Annotated in this window: 14 protein-coding genes; 1 reads left to right on the top strand and 13 read right to left on the bottom strand. The window is 71.8% G+C overall.

Going from position 1 to position 14,875, the window contains the following annotated elements; all coding sequences use genetic code 11:
* Nucleotides 1–16 precede the first annotated feature (16 nt).
* From lgt to HMPREF0043_RS03935, 13 genes are all read right to left on the bottom strand, one after another.
* A complete protein-coding gene (gene lgt / locus HMPREF0043_RS03875; RefSeq protein WP_021601569.1) occupies nt 17–1,114 on the bottom strand; it encodes a prolipoprotein diacylglyceryl transferase in 1,098 nt (365 codons plus the stop codon).
* On the bottom strand, nt 1,111–1,917 hold the full coding sequence (gene trpA / locus HMPREF0043_RS03880; RefSeq protein ID WP_021601570.1) for a tryptophan synthase subunit alpha: 807 nt from the start codon (nt 1,915–1,917) through the stop codon (nt 1,111–1,113). The genes lgt and trpA overlap by 4 nt, the downstream gene beginning before the upstream one ends.
* Nucleotides 1,914–3,140 (bottom strand): tryptophan synthase subunit beta, encoded by a 1,227-nt coding sequence (gene trpB / locus HMPREF0043_RS03885; RefSeq protein WP_021601571.1) that lies wholly within the window; start codon nt 3,138–3,140, stop codon nt 1,914–1,916. Before trpB ends, trpA begins: the two co-directional genes overlap by 4 nt.
* A 1-nt stretch (nt 3,141) precedes the next feature.
* Nucleotides 3,142–3,960, bottom strand: coding sequence for an indole-3-glycerol phosphate synthase TrpC (gene trpC, locus HMPREF0043_RS03890; protein WP_021601572.1), 819 nt, complete (start codon nt 3,958–3,960; stop codon nt 3,142–3,144).
* A gap of 11 nt (nt 3,961–3,971) precedes the next feature.
* Nucleotides 3,972–5,537, bottom strand: coding sequence for a chorismate-binding protein (locus tag HMPREF0043_RS03895; protein ID WP_021601573.1), 1,566 nt, complete (start codon nt 5,535–5,537; stop codon nt 3,972–3,974).
* Nucleotides 5,534–5,902 carry a phosphoribosyl-AMP cyclohydrolase gene (gene hisI, locus HMPREF0043_RS03900; protein ID WP_021601574.1) on the bottom strand — a complete coding sequence of 123 codons (369 nt, stop codon included), beginning with the start codon at nt 5,900–5,902 and terminating at the stop codon, nt 5,534–5,536. Before hisI ends, HMPREF0043_RS03895 begins: the two co-directional genes overlap by 4 nt.
* Entirely contained in the window at nt 5,899–6,666 is a 768-nt protein-coding gene (gene hisF / locus HMPREF0043_RS03905) for an imidazole glycerol phosphate synthase subunit HisF (protein WP_021601575.1), read from the bottom strand. Before hisF ends, hisI begins: the two co-directional genes overlap by 4 nt.
* Nucleotides 6,667–6,766: 100 nt before the next feature.
* Entirely contained in the window at nt 6,767–7,819 is a 1,053-nt protein-coding gene (locus HMPREF0043_RS03910; RefSeq protein WP_021601576.1) for an FKBP-type peptidyl-prolyl cis-trans isomerase, read from the bottom strand.
* A complete protein-coding gene (gene pafA, locus HMPREF0043_RS03915; protein WP_021601577.1) occupies nt 7,816–9,201 on the bottom strand; it encodes a Pup--protein ligase in 1,386 nt (461 codons plus the stop codon). Before pafA ends, HMPREF0043_RS03910 begins: the two co-directional genes overlap by 4 nt.
* A complete protein-coding gene (locus HMPREF0043_RS03920) occupies nt 9,198–9,377 on the bottom strand; it encodes a ubiquitin-like protein Pup (RefSeq protein WP_021601578.1) in 180 nt (59 codons plus the stop codon). Before HMPREF0043_RS03920 ends, pafA begins: the two co-directional genes overlap by 4 nt.
* A gap of 73 nt (nt 9,378–9,450) precedes the next feature.
* Nucleotides 9,451–11,025 carry a depupylase/deamidase Dop gene (gene dop / locus HMPREF0043_RS03925; RefSeq protein WP_040317783.1) on the bottom strand — a complete coding sequence of 525 codons (1,575 nt, stop codon included), beginning with the start codon at nt 11,023–11,025 and terminating at the stop codon, nt 9,451–9,453.
* Nucleotides 11,025–12,728: a proteasome ATPase gene (arc, locus tag HMPREF0043_RS03930; protein WP_040317784.1), complete on the bottom strand. Its 1,704-nt coding sequence runs from the start codon at nt 12,726–12,728 to the stop codon at nt 11,025–11,027. The genes dop and arc overlap by 1 nt, the downstream gene beginning before the upstream one ends.
* Before the next feature lie 76 nt (nt 12,729–12,804).
* Complete coding sequence (locus HMPREF0043_RS03935; RefSeq protein WP_021601581.1) at nt 12,805–13,917, bottom strand: tRNA (adenine-N1)-methyltransferase; 1,113 nt, start codon at nt 13,915–13,917, stop codon at nt 12,805–12,807.
* 71 nt (nt 13,918–13,988) lie between these two features.
* On the opposite strand from HMPREF0043_RS03935, the gene HMPREF0043_RS03940 reads away from it, so the two are divergent.
* Nucleotides 13,989–14,825: a RecB family exonuclease gene (locus HMPREF0043_RS03940; RefSeq protein ID WP_021601582.1), complete on the top strand. Its 837-nt coding sequence runs from the start codon at nt 13,989–13,991 to the stop codon at nt 14,823–14,825.
* Nucleotides 14,826–14,875 lie beyond the last annotated feature (50 nt).

The following is a 14,875-nucleotide window of genomic DNA, read 5'->3' on the forward strand; positions in this document are numbered from 1 at the left end:
ACGCCGGTCGGCGCGCCTACTGGGAGTCCTTCGACCGGACGCCCTCCGATTCGTCTCCCGGCCTCCGCGGTCGCCCGCCCGCGCCGGAGGAGCCGGAAGAGCCCGCTCCCTCCGGCTCCGTCGGACCCTCTTCCCCGAAGGCCTCGCAGGAGGCGGATCCGCCGTCGGGGCCGTCCGCCGCGGCCGGATCGGGCTCGCCCTGACTGGCTTCCTCTCGCTCGGAGCCCGCTTGGGGCCTCTCCGCCGCTGCGGCCGTCCTCCTCTCGTGCCGCTCGCGGGCCTCCTCGCCGGTCCAGACGTCGCCCATCTCCGGGTGGGTGCGCATCCGCCTGCGCAGGACTACGAAGACGGCGAGCGCGGCGAGGAAGACCGCGATCGACGTCCAGACGTTCAGACGCAGGCCGAAGATGTGGTGGGCCGCATCGATGCGGAGGCATTCGATCCACGCCCGACCCGCCGTGTAGATCATGACGTAGGCGGCGAAGAGCTGGCCGCCGGCCAGGCGGAAGCGCCGCTCCAGCCAGAGGAGGGCGAGAGCCCCCGCCAGGCACCACAGCGCCTCGTAGAGGAAGGTGGGGTGGAACGTCGTCCCTGGCGGATAGCCCTGGAGCCGGTGGGCGTCGTCGATCCGCAGGGCCCACGGCAGATCGGTCGGCTTGCCGTAGAGCTCCTGGTTGAAGTAGTTGCCGAACCGCCCGATCGCCTGGGCGAGGAAGAGCCCGGGGGCGAGGGCGTCGCCGAAGGGGCCGGCGCGCAGGCCGTAGTGGCGGCACATGAGGTAGGCGCCGAGACCGCCGAGTGTGACGGCCCCCCATATGCCCAGGCCGCCTTTCCACACGTACAGGGCGGAGACGGGGTCGCGGCCCTCGCCGAAGTAGAGGTCGTAGTCTGTGATGACGTGGTACAGCCGGCCCCCCACGATCCCCGCGATCACCATGACGACCACCATGTCGGGCAGGAGCTCCGTCGGCCCGCCTTTGGCCCGGTACCGTCTCGTGAGGACCGCCCAGGCGACGAGGATCCCGCAGATGATCGCCAGGGCGTAGGCTCGCACGGGCAGGGGGCCGAGATGCCATACGCCCTGGCCGGGCGAAGGAATCGATTGGAAGATCATGTCGCGCTCCTCGAACTGGTGTCGTGGGCGGCGGCCGCCAGGGACTCGGCGATCGCGCGCATGGCGGGGATGCCGTCCCGCCCGGCGTCGAGCATGGGGCGGACGAGGGCCGAGCCGACGATGACGCCGTCGGCGTATCCGGCGACCTCCCGGGCGTGGTCGGGCGTGGTGACGCCGATGCCGACGCACACGCGCTCGGCCCCGGCGGCCTTCGTGCGGGAGACGAGCGCTCTGGCGCGCTCGTCGAGGCTGGCGCGCTCCCCGGTCACCCCCATCGTCGAGGCCGCGTACACGAAGCCCCGCGACGCGGCGGCCGTCAGGCGCAGACGCTCCTCGCGCGAGGAGGGGGCGACCAGGAAGACGCGGTCGAGGTTCCGGGCCTCGGAGGCCTCGATCCAGGCGGACGCCTCGTCGGGTATGAGGTCGGGCGTGATGAGACCCGCTCCCCCGGCGTCGGCCAGATCCCCGGCGAAGGCCTCGACCCCGTAGGCGAAGACGAGGTTGTAGTACGTCATGACGAGTGGGACGGCGCCCGCCGAGGCGACGGCCTCGACCATGGCGAACGCGTCCCGCACGCGCGACCCTCCGGCGAGGGCGCGGTTCGTCGCCGCCTGGATGACCCCTCCGTCCATCGACGGGTCCGAGTAGGGGATCCCGACCTCGATGACGTCGGCACCGGCGGCCGCGAGCTCGCGCGCCGCCGCGATGGAGCCCTCCAGGTCGGGGAAGCCGACGGGAAGGTATCCGACGAAGGCCGCGCCCCCGCGCGCCTTCGCCGCGTCGATGGCCTGTGCCGATGTCACGAGACGGCCCCCTTCCCCTCGATGCCGAAGTAGTCCATGGCGGTCTGCACGTCCTTGTCGCCTCGGCCCGACAGGGAGACGAGGATGACCGGGGGCCGCTGGCCGGCGGCCTCGGCCTCGCGCCCGAGCTGGATGGCGCCGGCCAACGCGTGCGCCGACTCGATCGCGGGGAGGATCCCCTCCTCGCGGCTCAGCAGGAGGAAGGCCTCCATGGCCTCGTCGTCGGTGATCGGGCGGTATTCCGCCCGTCCGGTCGAGGCCAGCCAGGCATGCTCGGGGCCGACCCCCGGATAGTCCAGACCGGCGGAGATCGAATGGGATTCGACCGTCTGCCCGTCCTCGTCCTGCAGGAGGTAGCTCAGGGAGCCGTGGAAGACGCCCAGCGAGCCGGCGTTCAGGGCGGCTGCCGTCCTGCCCGAGTCCACGCCGGCCCCTCCCGCCTCGCAGCCGACGATCCGCACGGAGGGGTCGTCGAGGAAGGCGTTGAACAGGCCGATGGCGTTCGACCCGCCGCCGACGCACGCGACGGCGACGTCGGGCAGCCCGCCCGTCAGCTCGAGCACCTGGGCGCGGGCCTCCTCCCCGATGACCCTCTGAAGGTCGCGCACGAGCGCCGGGAAGGGGTGAGGGCCCGCCGCCGTGCCGAAGACGTAGTTCGTCGAGTCGACGTTGGCCACCCAGTCGCGGAAGGCCTCGTTGATCGCGTCCTTGAGCGTGGCCGACCCCGCCGAGACCGAGACGACTTTGGCGCCGAGGATCTCCATGCGCGCCACGTTCAGGGACTGGCGGCGCACGTCCTGCGCGCCCATGTATATCGTGCACTCCAGGCCGAGCAGGGCGGCGGCGGTCGCGGTGGCGACGCCGTGCTGGCCTGCGCCGGTCTCGGCGATGACCCGGGTCTTGCCCACCGTCTGGGTGAGGAGCGCCTGGCCCAGCACGTTGTTGATCTTGTGCGAGCCCGTGTGGTTGAGGTCCTCGCGTTTGAGCAGGACGCGGGCCCCGCCCGCGTGGCGGGCGAACTTCGGCGCTTCGGTGAGGATGGACGGGCGGCCCGAGTAGGTTCGGGCCAGACGGTCGAGTTCGGAGGTGAAGGCCGAGTCGACCCTGAGCCGCTCCCAGGCTTCCGTCAAGTCGTCGAGGGCCGCGACGAGCGCCTCGGGGACGTAGCGTCCCCCGAAATCGCCGAAGTACGGCCCCTGTACCGCTCCCAGTTGCTGCGTCAAATCATCTCTCCATTGCTTCCAGGGAAGGGTGGTGTCCTATGGCAACTATGTCACGAATCGCCGTGCCGGGGTCGCCGGATGTAACGAGTGCCTCGCCGACGAGCACCGCGTCGGCGCCGCTCCTGGCGTAGGTGAGGACGTCCTGCGGGCCCCTGACGCCCGATTCCGCGACTCGGACCACGTCCGAGGGCAGCATGCCGACGATCGTGTCGAAGATCCCCATGTCGACCGTCAGGGTCTTCAGGCTCCTCGCGTTGACGCCGATCACCCGCGCCCCCGCGTCGAGCGCCCGGCGGGCCTCCCGGCGGTCGTGGGCCTCGACGAGGGCCGTCATGCCCAGCGAGTGGACGCGTTCGACGAAGGAGGTCAAGACGGTCTGCTGCAGTGCGGCGACGATCAAAAGGACGATGTCCGCGCCGTGGGCGCGGGCCTCCCAGATCTGATAGGGGGAGACCACGAAGTCCTTGCGCAGGACGGGCACGTCCACCGTGGAGCGGACGGCGTCCAGATCGGCGAGCGTCCCCCCGAAGCGCCGCTCCTCGGTGAGCACCGAGACGGCCGCCGCGCCTCCTTCGGCGTACGAGGCGGCCAGCGCCGCCGGATCGGGGATGTCGGCCAGACGCCCCTTCGACGGGCTCGACCGCTTGCACTCGGCGATGATCGAGACGCGCCGGCCGGACGTGGGACGCAGGGCGTCCTCGGCCGCCAGAGCCGACGGTTGGCGCCTGGCCCGCTCCTTGAGCCGCTCGAGGCTGATGGCGGCCTCGCGTCTGGCCAGGTCCTTGCGCACGCCGGCGATTATCGAATCCAGTACCGTCATGACTGTCCTCCTCACTCTGCCGCTGTCAATCGGTTGGCGATCTGGACGGCCCTGACGGCCGCAGCCGCCTTGTTGCGGGCCTCGGCGAACTCGGCGGCGGGCACGGAATCGGCCACGATGCCGGCCCCCGCCTGGACGTGGGCCCTCCCCGAGTCGATGACGGCCGTCCGTATGGCGATCGCCAGGTCGGCGTTGCCCGACAGGTCGAAGTACCCGACGACGCCCCCGTAGACGCCGCGCCGGGCGGGCTCGAGCTCGTCGATGAGCTCGATCGCCCGCGGCTTGGGAGCCCCCGAGAGGGTTCCCGCCGGGAAGGTCGCCGCCAGGCAGTCGACGGCCGTGCGGCCGGCGGCGAGGCGGCCCGTGACCGTCGACGATATGTGCATGATGTGGCTGTAGCGCTTGACCTCCATGAGCGTCGTCACCTCGACGGTTCCGGGGACGCACACCTTCGCCAGGTCGTTGCGCCCGAGGTCGACGAGCATGACGTGCTCGGAGAGCTCCTTGGGGTCGTTCAGGAGCTCGCGCTCGAGCTCGGCGTCCGCCTCGTCGGTCTCCCCGCGCGGACGGGACCCCGCGATGGGGAACATGGTCAGCGTCCCCGCGGTCAGGCGTATGAGCGTCTCGGGGGAGCTCCCGACCACGGAGAAGTCCCCGCCGGTCCCGTCGGCCAGGCGGAGGTAGTACATGTAGGGCGACGGGTTGACGGTGCGGAGCACCCGGTAGACGTCGAAGGGGTCGGCCGTGCATTCGACGTCCGCCCTCTGGGAGAGCACGACCTGGAAGACCTCGCCCTCCCGGATCGCCTCCTTGCCCTCGTCCACGGCCCTCTCGAAATCCTCTCGGGGGGTGCGCAGGACGGGCTGGGCCGTCGGCGCGTCCCCGATCTTCACGGCGTGCAGCGGCACGGGGGTGGACAGGTCCGCGGCCATGGCCGACAGCCGCTCGACGGCGGCGTCGTAGGCGGCCTCGGCGCCGGCGTCCCGGTTGTCGGCGTTGACGGCGTTGGACATGAGCCATACCACGCCTTCGTGATGGTCGACGGCCACCATGTCGGACACCAGGCAGAGGGCCGCGTCGGGCGTCGTCAGCTCGCCGGGCGCCTCGCGGGAGAGCGTGGGCTCCCAGTCGTAGAGGGTGTCCCAACCGAGGGCGCCGACCAGCCCGCCCGTCAGAGGCGGCAGTCCGGGGAGCGGTTCGGCGGTCAGCTCGGCGAGGGCGCTGGCGATCACCTCGGTGCTCGTCCCCTCGGAGAGGACGCCCTCGGGGACCTGCCCGATCCAGCTGGCGCGGCCGCCGCGAGCCACCATGTGGGCCGACGAGCGCACGCCGACGAAGGACCACCTGTCCCATCTGCCGTCGTGCTCGGCGGATTCCAGGATGAACGTCCCGGCGCCGCGGGCGAGCCGCCGGTAGATGCCCAGCGGAGTCGCGTCGTCCACCAGGAGCCTCTCGACGACGGGGATGACCCGCCGGGTCCGCGCCAGCTCGAGGAACTCCTCCCTGCACGGCCAGATCCGGCCCCAGTCCATGCCCCCCGCGCCCGCGTCCCCGGCGCGGCGCTGCGACTCGCTCATGCATCCTCCTCGATCAGGCCGCTGACCTCCAGGTCGCCTCCGGCCTGGAAGCACGTCCTGGCTCCCGTGTGGCAGGCTCCGCCGAGCTGAACCGCCTCGACCAGAAGGCAGTCCCCGTCGCAGTCCACGCGCACGCGGCGAACGAGCTGGACGTGTCCGGAGGTGTCGCCTTTGCGCCAGTACTCGCGGCGCGAACGCGACCAGAACCAGACCCGTCCGCTCGTGAGGGTGCGCGCCAGGGCGGTCGCGTCCATGTACCCGACCATGAGGACCTCCCCGTCGGAGGCGTCCTGGACCACCGCGGGCACGAGGCCGTCGGCGAAGCGCACGCGGGAGGCGACGTCGGGCTTGAGGTCGTCGGTCATCGCACCGGCACCCCCGCCTGGCGCATCGCGTCTTTGACCTCGGGGATCGTCAGCCGCCCGAAGTGGAAGACCGAGGCGGCGAGGACGGCGTCCGCCCCGCATCGCGCCGCCGCGGCGAAGTCCCCGGCGGTTCCCGCGCCGCCGGAGGCGACGACGGGCACGCCGACCGCGTCCTTGACCGCGGCGGTCATCTCCAGGTCGAAGCCGCCGGTCGTGCCGTCCGCGTCCATGGAGTTGACGAGGATCTCCCCCGCCCCCAGCCGTTCGGCGCGCGCGGCCCACTCGACCGCGTCGACGCCGGTGCCGCGCCTGCCGGCGTGGGTCGTCACCTCGAAGCCCGACGGCGTGCCCGCTCGGGGGTTGCGGCGCGAATCCAAGGACAGGACGAGGACCTGGGATCCGAAGGCGTCGGCTATGGCGGAGATGAGCCCCGGGTCCGCCACGGCCGCCGAATTGACGGACGCTTTGTCGGCGCCCGCCTCCAGCAGCAGGCGGACGTCCTCGACGCTGCGCACGCCGCCGCCCACGGTGAGCGGGACGAAGACCTCCTCCGCGGTGCGCCGCACGACGTCGAGGAGGGTGCCCCGCCCGCCGACAGTGGCCGACACGTCGAGGAAGGCGATTTCGTCCGCTCCCTGGGAGTCGTAGAGGCGGGCAAGCTCGACGGGGTCGCCGGCGTCCTTCAGGTTGAGGAAGTTCACGCCCTTGACCACGCGCCCCTCGGCGACGTCCAGACAGGGAATCACTCGTACGGCAACGCCCATGCTCCTCCTTCCAGCCCTCCAAGAGTACCGTGGAATGCACGATCGTTCCGACAGGTCCTCGATGCGAGACGGTCGGACACCGAGGTGTCCGGCGGAGCACTCAGGACGAGCGTTTCGCCCCCGGGCCCCTTCCGCCGCCTTTGCCGCCCGTCGGCGTCGATTTCGTCGGCGCCGTCTTCGCCGCCGGAGGCTTCGAGGGCGTCGCCGCGCCGCTCGGGGAGGACGTCTGCGACGGCGTCTGCCCGGGAGAGGCCGTCTCGCCCTTCCTCCCCCTCTTGCCCCCGGACGAGGGGGAGCCCTTCCCCTCCGGCGGATCGGGAAGGGCCCCGAGGATGTCGACGACCACCACGCGGTCCCCGGTTCCCTGCGCCTTCGCACTCGGAACGAGGACGACCACCCTGGAGCCGATCTTCTGGTCGACGAGGCCCTCGGACAGGCCCTTCATGGCCGTCTTGAGGTTGAGGGCCACCGGCGCGCCCTTGGTCCACGTCTCGTCGACGCTCTTGCCGTTCTGGTCGAAGAGCGCGTACTGGACGGCGAGGGTCTGGCCCTCGGTCACCTGCGGGCCGTTCCCGACGACGAGGGGAACCGTCTCCAGGGAGGGGATGGCGCCTCCCGGGGACTTGATCGAGGGGCCTCCGCCGTCGGCGGTGCCCACTTGGGGCATGCCGGACGGAGCCGGATTGGGCACGGGGACGGCCTTGCCGTGTGCGACGGTGAAGAGGAGGTCGACGACGATGATCTCGGAGGCGGTCGGGACGCCCTCGACGAGTCCGGGGCGCTTGATGACCAGACGGCTGCCCTCGCGCACGCCGACGAGCCGTTTGGCGAGGTCCCCCATCCCCTTCTTGGTGACCGCCGCGAGCCGGAGCTCGCCCGTGTTGTACGCCTTGATGATCTCGCCGTTGCGGGAGTCGAAGGAGGTCGCGCGCATGAGCACCGTCTGCCCGTCGACGATCCGGTTGCCCTTGCCCTCCAGGACCGTCTCCCTGGTCAGCCTGCCCGCGCCTTTGGGGCAGTCGACCGTCACGGTGACGGGCGAGCCGAACTTGCCGTTCGGGGTGACCGAGCACGCGTTCGCGCCTCCCTTCGAGCAGGAGGCCAGGCCCGCGCACACGAGGGCGAGGCACAGTCCCGAGGCCGTCTTCCTCATCGCTCCATTTTATCCATGAGTGCGTCGACTCGCTCGTCGGCGGAGGAGAACGGGTCCTTGAGCACGACCGTGCGGGTCCCCTCGACTTCGAGCAGTCTGAGGTTCGTCCAGTCGACGGCGTAGTCGAAGCGGAGTCGCCTGGCCTTGGCGACGAACTCCCCGCGCAGCTTGGCTCGCGTGTTCTGCGGCGGCCTGGCCGAGGCCCGCTCGGCGGCCCCGGGGCCGGTGAACGTGCGCAGCAGCCCGGCCGACTCCATCGACGCGCGCAGACCCGCGTCGGTGACGTCGTGGTAGGCGAGGTCGAGCCGGGCCAGGCGCGGATCGCCCAGTTCGGCGCCGCTGCGGCGCATGTACCGCTCGACGAGCGCGAGTTTGGCCGCCCAGTCGATCTCGGTCGCGATGCCCGCGTGGTCGCCGGATGCGACCGCGTCGATCGCCCTGCCCCACAGGTCGAACAGGTAGCGGGTGCCCTCCGGCAGGTCCGCCGCGTAGCCGCGGGCGTCGTAGTGGGCGAGCACGGCCTCCAGCATCCTCCGCTGTACGTCGACGGGGGTGGTGACGCCGCCGCCCTGCAGGGCCAGCGGGGCACGGCCGGTCAGGTCGAGGCTCGCCGCGCGGATCGCCTCGACGGGGTCCGCGAGGCGGATGCCGGGCAGGACGGCGCCGTCCTCGACGAGGACGAGCAGGGCCTCGGCCGCGACCTTGAGGGCGGTGGCCGGCTCGGCCACGTTGGAGTCGCCGACGATCACGTGCATGCGCCGGTAGAGCTCGGGATCGCCGTGGGGTTCGTCCCGGGTGTTGATCATCGGCCGGGAGCGGGTCGACGCGGAGGAGATGGCGTCCCACATCTGGTCGGCCCGCTGGGAGAAGGCGAAGCGCGTCACGCCGTCCTCGCCCCGCCGCAGACAGCCGGCTCCGGCGACGATCTGGCGGGTGACGAAGAACGGGAGCATCGTCGAGATGCGGGCCCGGTAGTCGGGCCGTCGCCGCACGAGGTAGTTCTCATGGCAGCCGTAGGAGTTGCCCGCGGCGTCGAGGTTGTTCTTGAACAGGTGGATCCGGCCGGGGACCCCGCGTGCGGCGAGGCGCTCGTTGGCCTCGGCGGCCATGCCGGCGAACAGCAGCTCGCCCGCCCGGTCGTGGGCCACCAGGTCGGCGACGGTGCGGCACTCGGCCGTCGCGTACTCGGGGTGCGCCCCGACGTCCAGGTAGAGGCGCGCCCCGTTGGCCAGGAACGCGTTGGTCGACAGGCCCGACTCGAGGACGGCGCGGAAGAGCTCGGCGGCCGTCTCCTCGGGGTCGAGGGGAGGCGTCCCGCCCTCCGTCGAGGCGCACATGAGGCCGTATTCGGTCTCGATCCCCATGACCCTCTGGGGGATCACTGTCCGCCTTTCTGGACGAACCCCTGGACGAAGGACGAGGCGTTGGATTCGAGGACCGAGTCGATCTCGTCCAGCAGAGAGTCGGCGGCCGCCGACTGGGTCTGGGCCTGGGGGATGTCACAGAGCGTCTCCTCCTGCCGCGAACGGCGGGGTTGCGCGAATTCCTGGGAAGGCATGTCGTCCTTTCGTGGGTGTCGTGTCGGTGGAGGTCCGTCGGCCGGGACGGCTTCCGCCCTGGCCGGTGGGCCGTCAGTCCCCGCGGCGCGGCTTCGCGGCCTCCTCCAGCCGCCGCAGGAAGTCGTCCGGGTCGGTCGAGGCGGCGAGCAGCGCCCCGACGAGGTCTTCCGTCGCCCTGCCGGGATGGAGGGTGGGCAGTCGGACGAGCTCGCCCCCCGCGTCGAGGACGATCCCGTCCCATCCCGCGGCCGGGACGCGTTCGCCGAAGGCTGCGATGAGGCCTCCCCGCAGGAAGGCCCGGGTCGAGGACGGCGCTCGGACGGCGGCGTCGGCCGCCTGCTCGGGCGAGAAGAGCCTGGCGACCCGGCCTGCGGCGTCGAGTCGGGCGACGATCGAACGCTCCGGGCGCAGGTCGTGCCACTGCAGGTCGAGGGCGCGCAGCCTGTCGGAGTCCCATCCGGTTCCGCCGCGGGCTCGCAGCCCCTCCAGGAGCCGGTACTTGGCGACCCATTCGATCATGGGGGCGGCCGCGTCCATGTCGCCGCGCAGGGCGTCGAGCGCCCGCTGCCAATAGTCGAGGACCTCGGCGGTGTCGGCGTCGGGCTCGCCGTCGCGTCCGACGGCTTCGCGGACGGCGTCGAGGTAGACCTGCTGGATGTCGACGGCCGTCCTCGACGTCCCGTCGTGCATGTCGACGGCCGCCCTCAGGCTCGGGTCGTGCGAGATCCGCCAGGTGGCGGCCACCGGGGAGTGCAGGGTCAGGGAGTCGAGTTCGAGCGGGACCCTGTCCGATTCCAGCAGCCAGAGGACCAGCGACGTCGTGCCGACCTTCAGCAGGTTCGAGACGTCGAAGAGGTTGGCGTCGCCTCCGATCACGTGGAGGCGGCGATACGCGGCCGCGTCGGCGTGGGGTTCGTCGCGCGTGTTGATGATCGGCCGGTTGAAGGTCGTCTCCAGGCCGACGTCGTTCTCCACGTAGTCGGCGCGCTGGGAGATCTGGAACCCGGAAGTCTCGCTGCGCTGGCCGATCCCGAGGCGTCCGGAGCCGCACAGGATCTGCCTGGTGACGAAGAAGGGCGTGAGGTAGCGGATGACCTCCCCGAAGCCGACCTTCCGGCTCACGAGGTAGTTCTCGTGGGAGCCGTACGCCGCCCCTTTGCCGTCGACGTTGTTCTTGTACACGACCACGTCACGTCCTTCGGAGGCGAGCGCCTCCATGGCTCGGCGCATGACGTGCTCGCCCGCGCGGTCCCACAGGACGGCCTCGCGGGGAGTGGCGGTCTCGGGCGAGGAGTACTCGGGGTGGGCGTGGTCGACGTACAGGCGCGCTCCATTGGTCAGCACGGCGTTGGAGGCCCGGGGGCGGCGCAGGTCGAGCGCCTCGCCGCGCCCCAGGCGCGCCGGGGTCCGTTCGGCCTCCGGGGCGTCCGTGAGCTGGGAGGGGTGGGCGCTGGCCCTGTCCAGACGGTATCCGCGGGCGTCGTTCAGGGGGTCCTCCCCGTGGAAGTCCCAGGCGACGCGCGCTCGGCACAGCCCCGCGTAGGCCTCCACGACGTCGGCCGACAGGGCGATGGGATTGGCCCGAGGCCGGGCCGGCTCGAGTATTCCGAACTCGGTCTCCAGTCCGGTGATCCTGCGTGCGGTCATCACATCAACTCCGTCGTCGAGGCGCCGCTCCATTCGCGCACCGGCCGGTCGCCGATCGACGGCGCGTCGACGCTCGGAGGCGGGACGCGCCCACCGGCCCCGTCGGCCTCCCCGCGGCCGGGCGGGGCGGTCCCGGCGAAGAGAGGGCGCACGTCGACGACCCGGTCGGCGCGTCCGCGGGCGTTGACCCGCGCCCACTCCTCGGGGCTGGTCGCGGTGGCGACGTCTTCGTTGGCCAGGCTCTCCTCGCGCACGGCCTCGACGACGTGCACGGGCGCCAGTCCGCGCCGCCGCGTCGCCAGGAAGTCCTTGATGGCCAGTTTCTTGGCGCGGTCGACGATCCCGGCCAGCAGCGCGCCGGAGACGATGTCGCTGACGTAGAGCCTCTCGCGCGCGCCGCTGGCGTAGGCCACCTCCACGTACTCGTTGCGCGGGACGCGGGCGAAGAGCTCCTCGACGATCGTCTCGCGCAGCATGGCGGCCGCCTCCCGCCGTCCGCCGCAGCGTTCGACGACGTCCTCGCGCAGGGGCAGCTCTGCGGTCAGGTACTTCGACAGGATGTCCAGGCTCCCCTCCCTCGTCGGGCGCTCGATCCTGATCTTCACGTCGAGTCTGCCGGGGCGCAGGATGGCCGGGTCGATCATGTCCTCCCGGTTGGAGGCGCCGATGACGATGACGTTGGTCAGGGACTCCACCCCGTCGATCTCGGCCAGGAGCTGGGGGACCACCGTCGTCTCGACGTCCGAGGAGATGCCCGACCCCCGCGTGCGGAAGAGGGCCTCCATCTCGTCGAAGAAGATGACGACGGGGATCCCGGCCGCCGCGCGGTCCCGGGCGCGGGAGAAGATGTCCCTGACCTGCCGCTCCGTCTCGCCCACGTACTTGTCCAGGAGCTGGGGGCCCTTGACGTTGAGGAAGTAGCTGTGCGATTTGGCCCCGCCGCCGCGGGCCGCGCTGTTGGCGGCGAGCGAGGTGGCGACGGCCTTGGCTATGAGAGTCTTGCCGCAGCCCGGCGGCCCGTAGAGGAGCACCCCCTTGGGCGGTTTGAGCCCGTGCTCGCGGTAGAGCCCGGGCTGCTCGAAGGGCAGTTCGACGGTGTCCTTGATCTGGCTGATCTGCTCCCCCAGGCCGCCGATGTCGGCGTAGGAGACGTCGGGGATCTCCTCGAGCAGGAGGTGTTCGACGTCCGGCCGCTCGACGACGTCCAGCACGATGCCGTCGCGCATGTCCGCCAGCACGGCGTCGCCCACGCGGAGCCCCCGCGCACGGAGCCTCCCCGCTACGCGCATGATCCGGGACTCGTCCGGGTGGACGCGCACGAGGACGCGTCGGTCGTCGACGACCATCTCCACCGCGACGATCGTTCCCACGAGGTCGAAGCCCCCCGCCTCGACGGCGACGAGCTGTTCGTTCAGGCGCACCTCCTGGCCGAGCTCGAGGTCCTCGATCCGCAGCGTCCGCGAAGCGGCGAGGTTCATCTTCCTCCCCCCGACGAGGGCGTCGATCGAATGGTCTCCCCGGTGGGCCGCCAGGAAGACGGCGAAGGACGCCGGCGGCCGCGACAGCGTCTCGAGCTGGTCGTTCAGTTCCTTGATCCGGTCGCGGGCGGTGGCGAGCGAAGCGGACAGCCTTCCGTTCTTCTCCTCCAGGGAGACGATCTGCCTGCGCAAGGCGACGAGCTCGCTGTGGCCTGGCTCGGACATGGGTTCCTCTCTTTCGAACCCGTCAATTCTAGAGCCCTGCGCCACACGCCGAGAGTGGCTCCTCGCACAGTGAAAGCTACCCCACTCCCCCGGGCGGGCCGTCGGGCTCGCCGCCCCCGCCTGGCCCGTGCGCGGTCCGGCGGGCCTGCCGGCGCTCGCGCAGCTCCTCATCGATTCTCTCGCGGACGAGGCGGCCGTGCCGGCCGGCGGCCGACTCCCCGGTTTCTTCGACGTCGGCGCGGTGGGCGACGTCTCTGCGGACCTTGCGCAGCTTGCGCTCGGATATGCCGCGTTCGGCCAGGTCCTCGGCCCAGGCGGGCGGTTCGGAGTAGGCCTGCCGGGCGGGGCGCCTAACCGGCCGCAGGGGCCGGCTGTCCGGGGCGAGGCGGCGCGAGACGACGAGGAACCCGGTGTGGGCCACCATCCGGTGGTCGGGCCGGACCGCCAGGCCTTCCAGGTGCCAGGTCCTCACGAGGGTCTCGCTGGCCTCGGGCTCGGTGTACGCCTCGCTCTCGCGCAGGCCCTCGACGAACCGGGACATCTGGGTCGTCGTGGCGACGTAGGCGAGGACGACCCCGCCCGGCCGGAGGGCGTGCGCGCTCACGCCGATGAGCTCCCAGGGGGCGAGCATGTCGAGGACGACGCGGTCGAGTTCGCCCTCCCTCATGGCCGCCAGCACGTCCGAGGCCTCCCCCACCTCCACCGTCCACGGAAGGTCCGCCCCCGCGAACCACGAGCGGACGTTCCCTTGCGCTATCTCGGCGAACTCGGGGCGGCGCTCGCAGGAGACGAGGCGCCCTTCCGGTCCGACCGCCGCCAGCAGCGAGAGCGCGAGGGCCCCCGATCCCAGCCCCGCCTCGAAGACCCGGGCGCCGGGGTGGACGTCGGCTACGTGGACGATCTGCGCCGCGTCCTTCGGGTAGACGACGGTCGCCCCCCGGGGCATGGACAGGACGTAGTCGGAGACGAGGGGGCGCAGAGCCAGGAAGCGCCTGCCGTCCTCGGTCTGCAGGACCGTGCCCTCCTCGGCGCCGATGAGCTCGGCGTGGCGGAAGGAGCCCCGAGTCGACTGGAAGTGGCCGTCGCGCGTGAGCGAGATCGTGTACTTGCGGCCCTTGGGATCCGTCAGCTGGACGCGGTCGCCGGGGCGGAAGGGCCCTCGGCGGGACGCGGAGGGATGGTGGCTCATGGCCGTCCATTGTACGTGCGAGGTCGGCGCAGACCGAGTGAGCCGCCGGAGGCGCGCTGTACGGTTGTCCCATGAGCAAGCACGCCGCGCTGTCGCCGTCCCGCGCCAAGGACTTCAAACAGTGCCCGCTCCTGTTCAGGTTCCGGGTGATCGACAGGCTCGCCGAGCCGCCGTCGCCGGAGGCGCTGCGCGGAACCCTCGTCCACGCGGTGCTGGAGCGCCTCTTCGACGCCCCCGCCCTGGAGCGCACCGAGGCGACCGCACAAGCCCTGCTCGACCCCCTGTGGCAGGAGCGGCTGGCCGCGTCGCCGGCGGATCGCAGCGTCGTCGGCGGCGGCGAACGCGCGGCCGAATGGCTGGACAGCGCGCGCGTGCTGATCGGCAACTACTTCCGGATGGAGAACCCGTCGTTCCTGGAGCCCGCCGCCCGCGAGTCCTTCGTCAACGCCCGGCTTCCCTCGGGGCTGGCCATCAGGGGGATCATCGACCGCGTGGACAGGGCTCCCGACGGCGCCCTGCGCATCGTCGACTACAAGACGGGCAAGTCGCCGAATCCGCGCTTCCAGGAGGAGGCCCTCTTCCAGATGCGGTTCTACGCCGCGGCCGTCCGGCTCTCGCGCGGCGTGCTCCCCCGGCGCACGCAGCTCATCTACCTCAAAGACGGCCGCACGCTGACCTACGACCCCGTCCCCGGGGACGTCGCCGCGATCGCCTCCGAACTCGACTCGACGTGGTCGGCGATCGAGGAGCGGCTCGACTCCCGGCGCTTCGAGCCCAGGCCCTCCAAGCTGTGCGACTGGTGCAGGTTCAAGGAGCTCTGCCCGGAGTTCGGAGGCGTCGCACCGGACATGGACGCCTCGGGGGCGCGGGCCCTCAGGACGGCGAAGGAACCCGCCGGCCCGTCGTGACGGCCCGGCCGGCGGGTCGGCGAAGGAGGGCCGGCGAGCGCGGGGACCCC

It is taken from the genome of Actinobaculum sp. oral taxon 183 str. F0552, assembly GCF_000466165.1.
Classification (GTDB): Bacteria; Actinomycetota; Actinomycetes; order Actinomycetales; family Actinomycetaceae; genus Peptidiphaga.

Bases quoted from the DNA above. Each gene is read 5' to 3' on its own strand.
- trpC (WP_021601572.1), bottom strand. From the start codon at position 3,960: ATGACGGTACTGGATTCGATAATCGCCGGCGTGCGCAAGGACCTGGCC.
- HMPREF0043_RS03940 (WP_021601582.1), top strand. From the start codon at position 13,989: ATGAGCAAGCACGCCGCGCTGTCGCCGTCCCGCGCCAAGGACTTCAAA.
- HMPREF0043_RS03935 (WP_021601581.1), bottom strand. From the start codon at position 13,917: ATGAGCCACCATCCCTCCGCGTCCCGCCGAGGGCCCTTCCGCCCCGGC.
- hisI (WP_021601574.1), bottom strand. From the start codon at position 5,902: ATGACCGACGACCTCAAGCCCGACGTCGCCTCCCGCGTGCGCTTCGCC.
- HMPREF0043_RS03895 (WP_021601573.1), bottom strand. From the start codon at position 5,537: ATGAGCGAGTCGCAGCGCCGCGCCGGGGACGCGGGCGCGGGGGGCATG.
- arc (WP_040317784.1), bottom strand. From the start codon at position 12,728: ATGTCCGAGCCAGGCCACAGCGAGCTCGTCGCCTTGCGCAGGCAGATC.
- hisF (WP_021601575.1), bottom strand. From the start codon at position 6,666: ATGGGCGTTGCCGTACGAGTGATTCCCTGTCTGGACGTCGCCGAGGGG.
- HMPREF0043_RS03910 (WP_021601576.1), bottom strand. From the start codon at position 7,819: ATGAGGAAGACGGCCTCGGGACTGTGCCTCGCCCTCGTGTGCGCGGGC.
- lgt (WP_021601569.1), bottom strand. From the start codon at position 1,114: ATGATCTTCCAATCGATTCCTTCGCCCGGCCAGGGCGTATGGCATCTC.
- HMPREF0043_RS03920 (WP_021601578.1), bottom strand. From the start codon at position 9,377: ATGCCTTCCCAGGAATTCGCGCAACCCCGCCGTTCGCGGCAGGAGGAG.
- dop (WP_040317783.1), bottom strand. From the start codon at position 11,025: ATGACCGCACGCAGGATCACCGGACTGGAGACCGAGTTCGGAATACTC.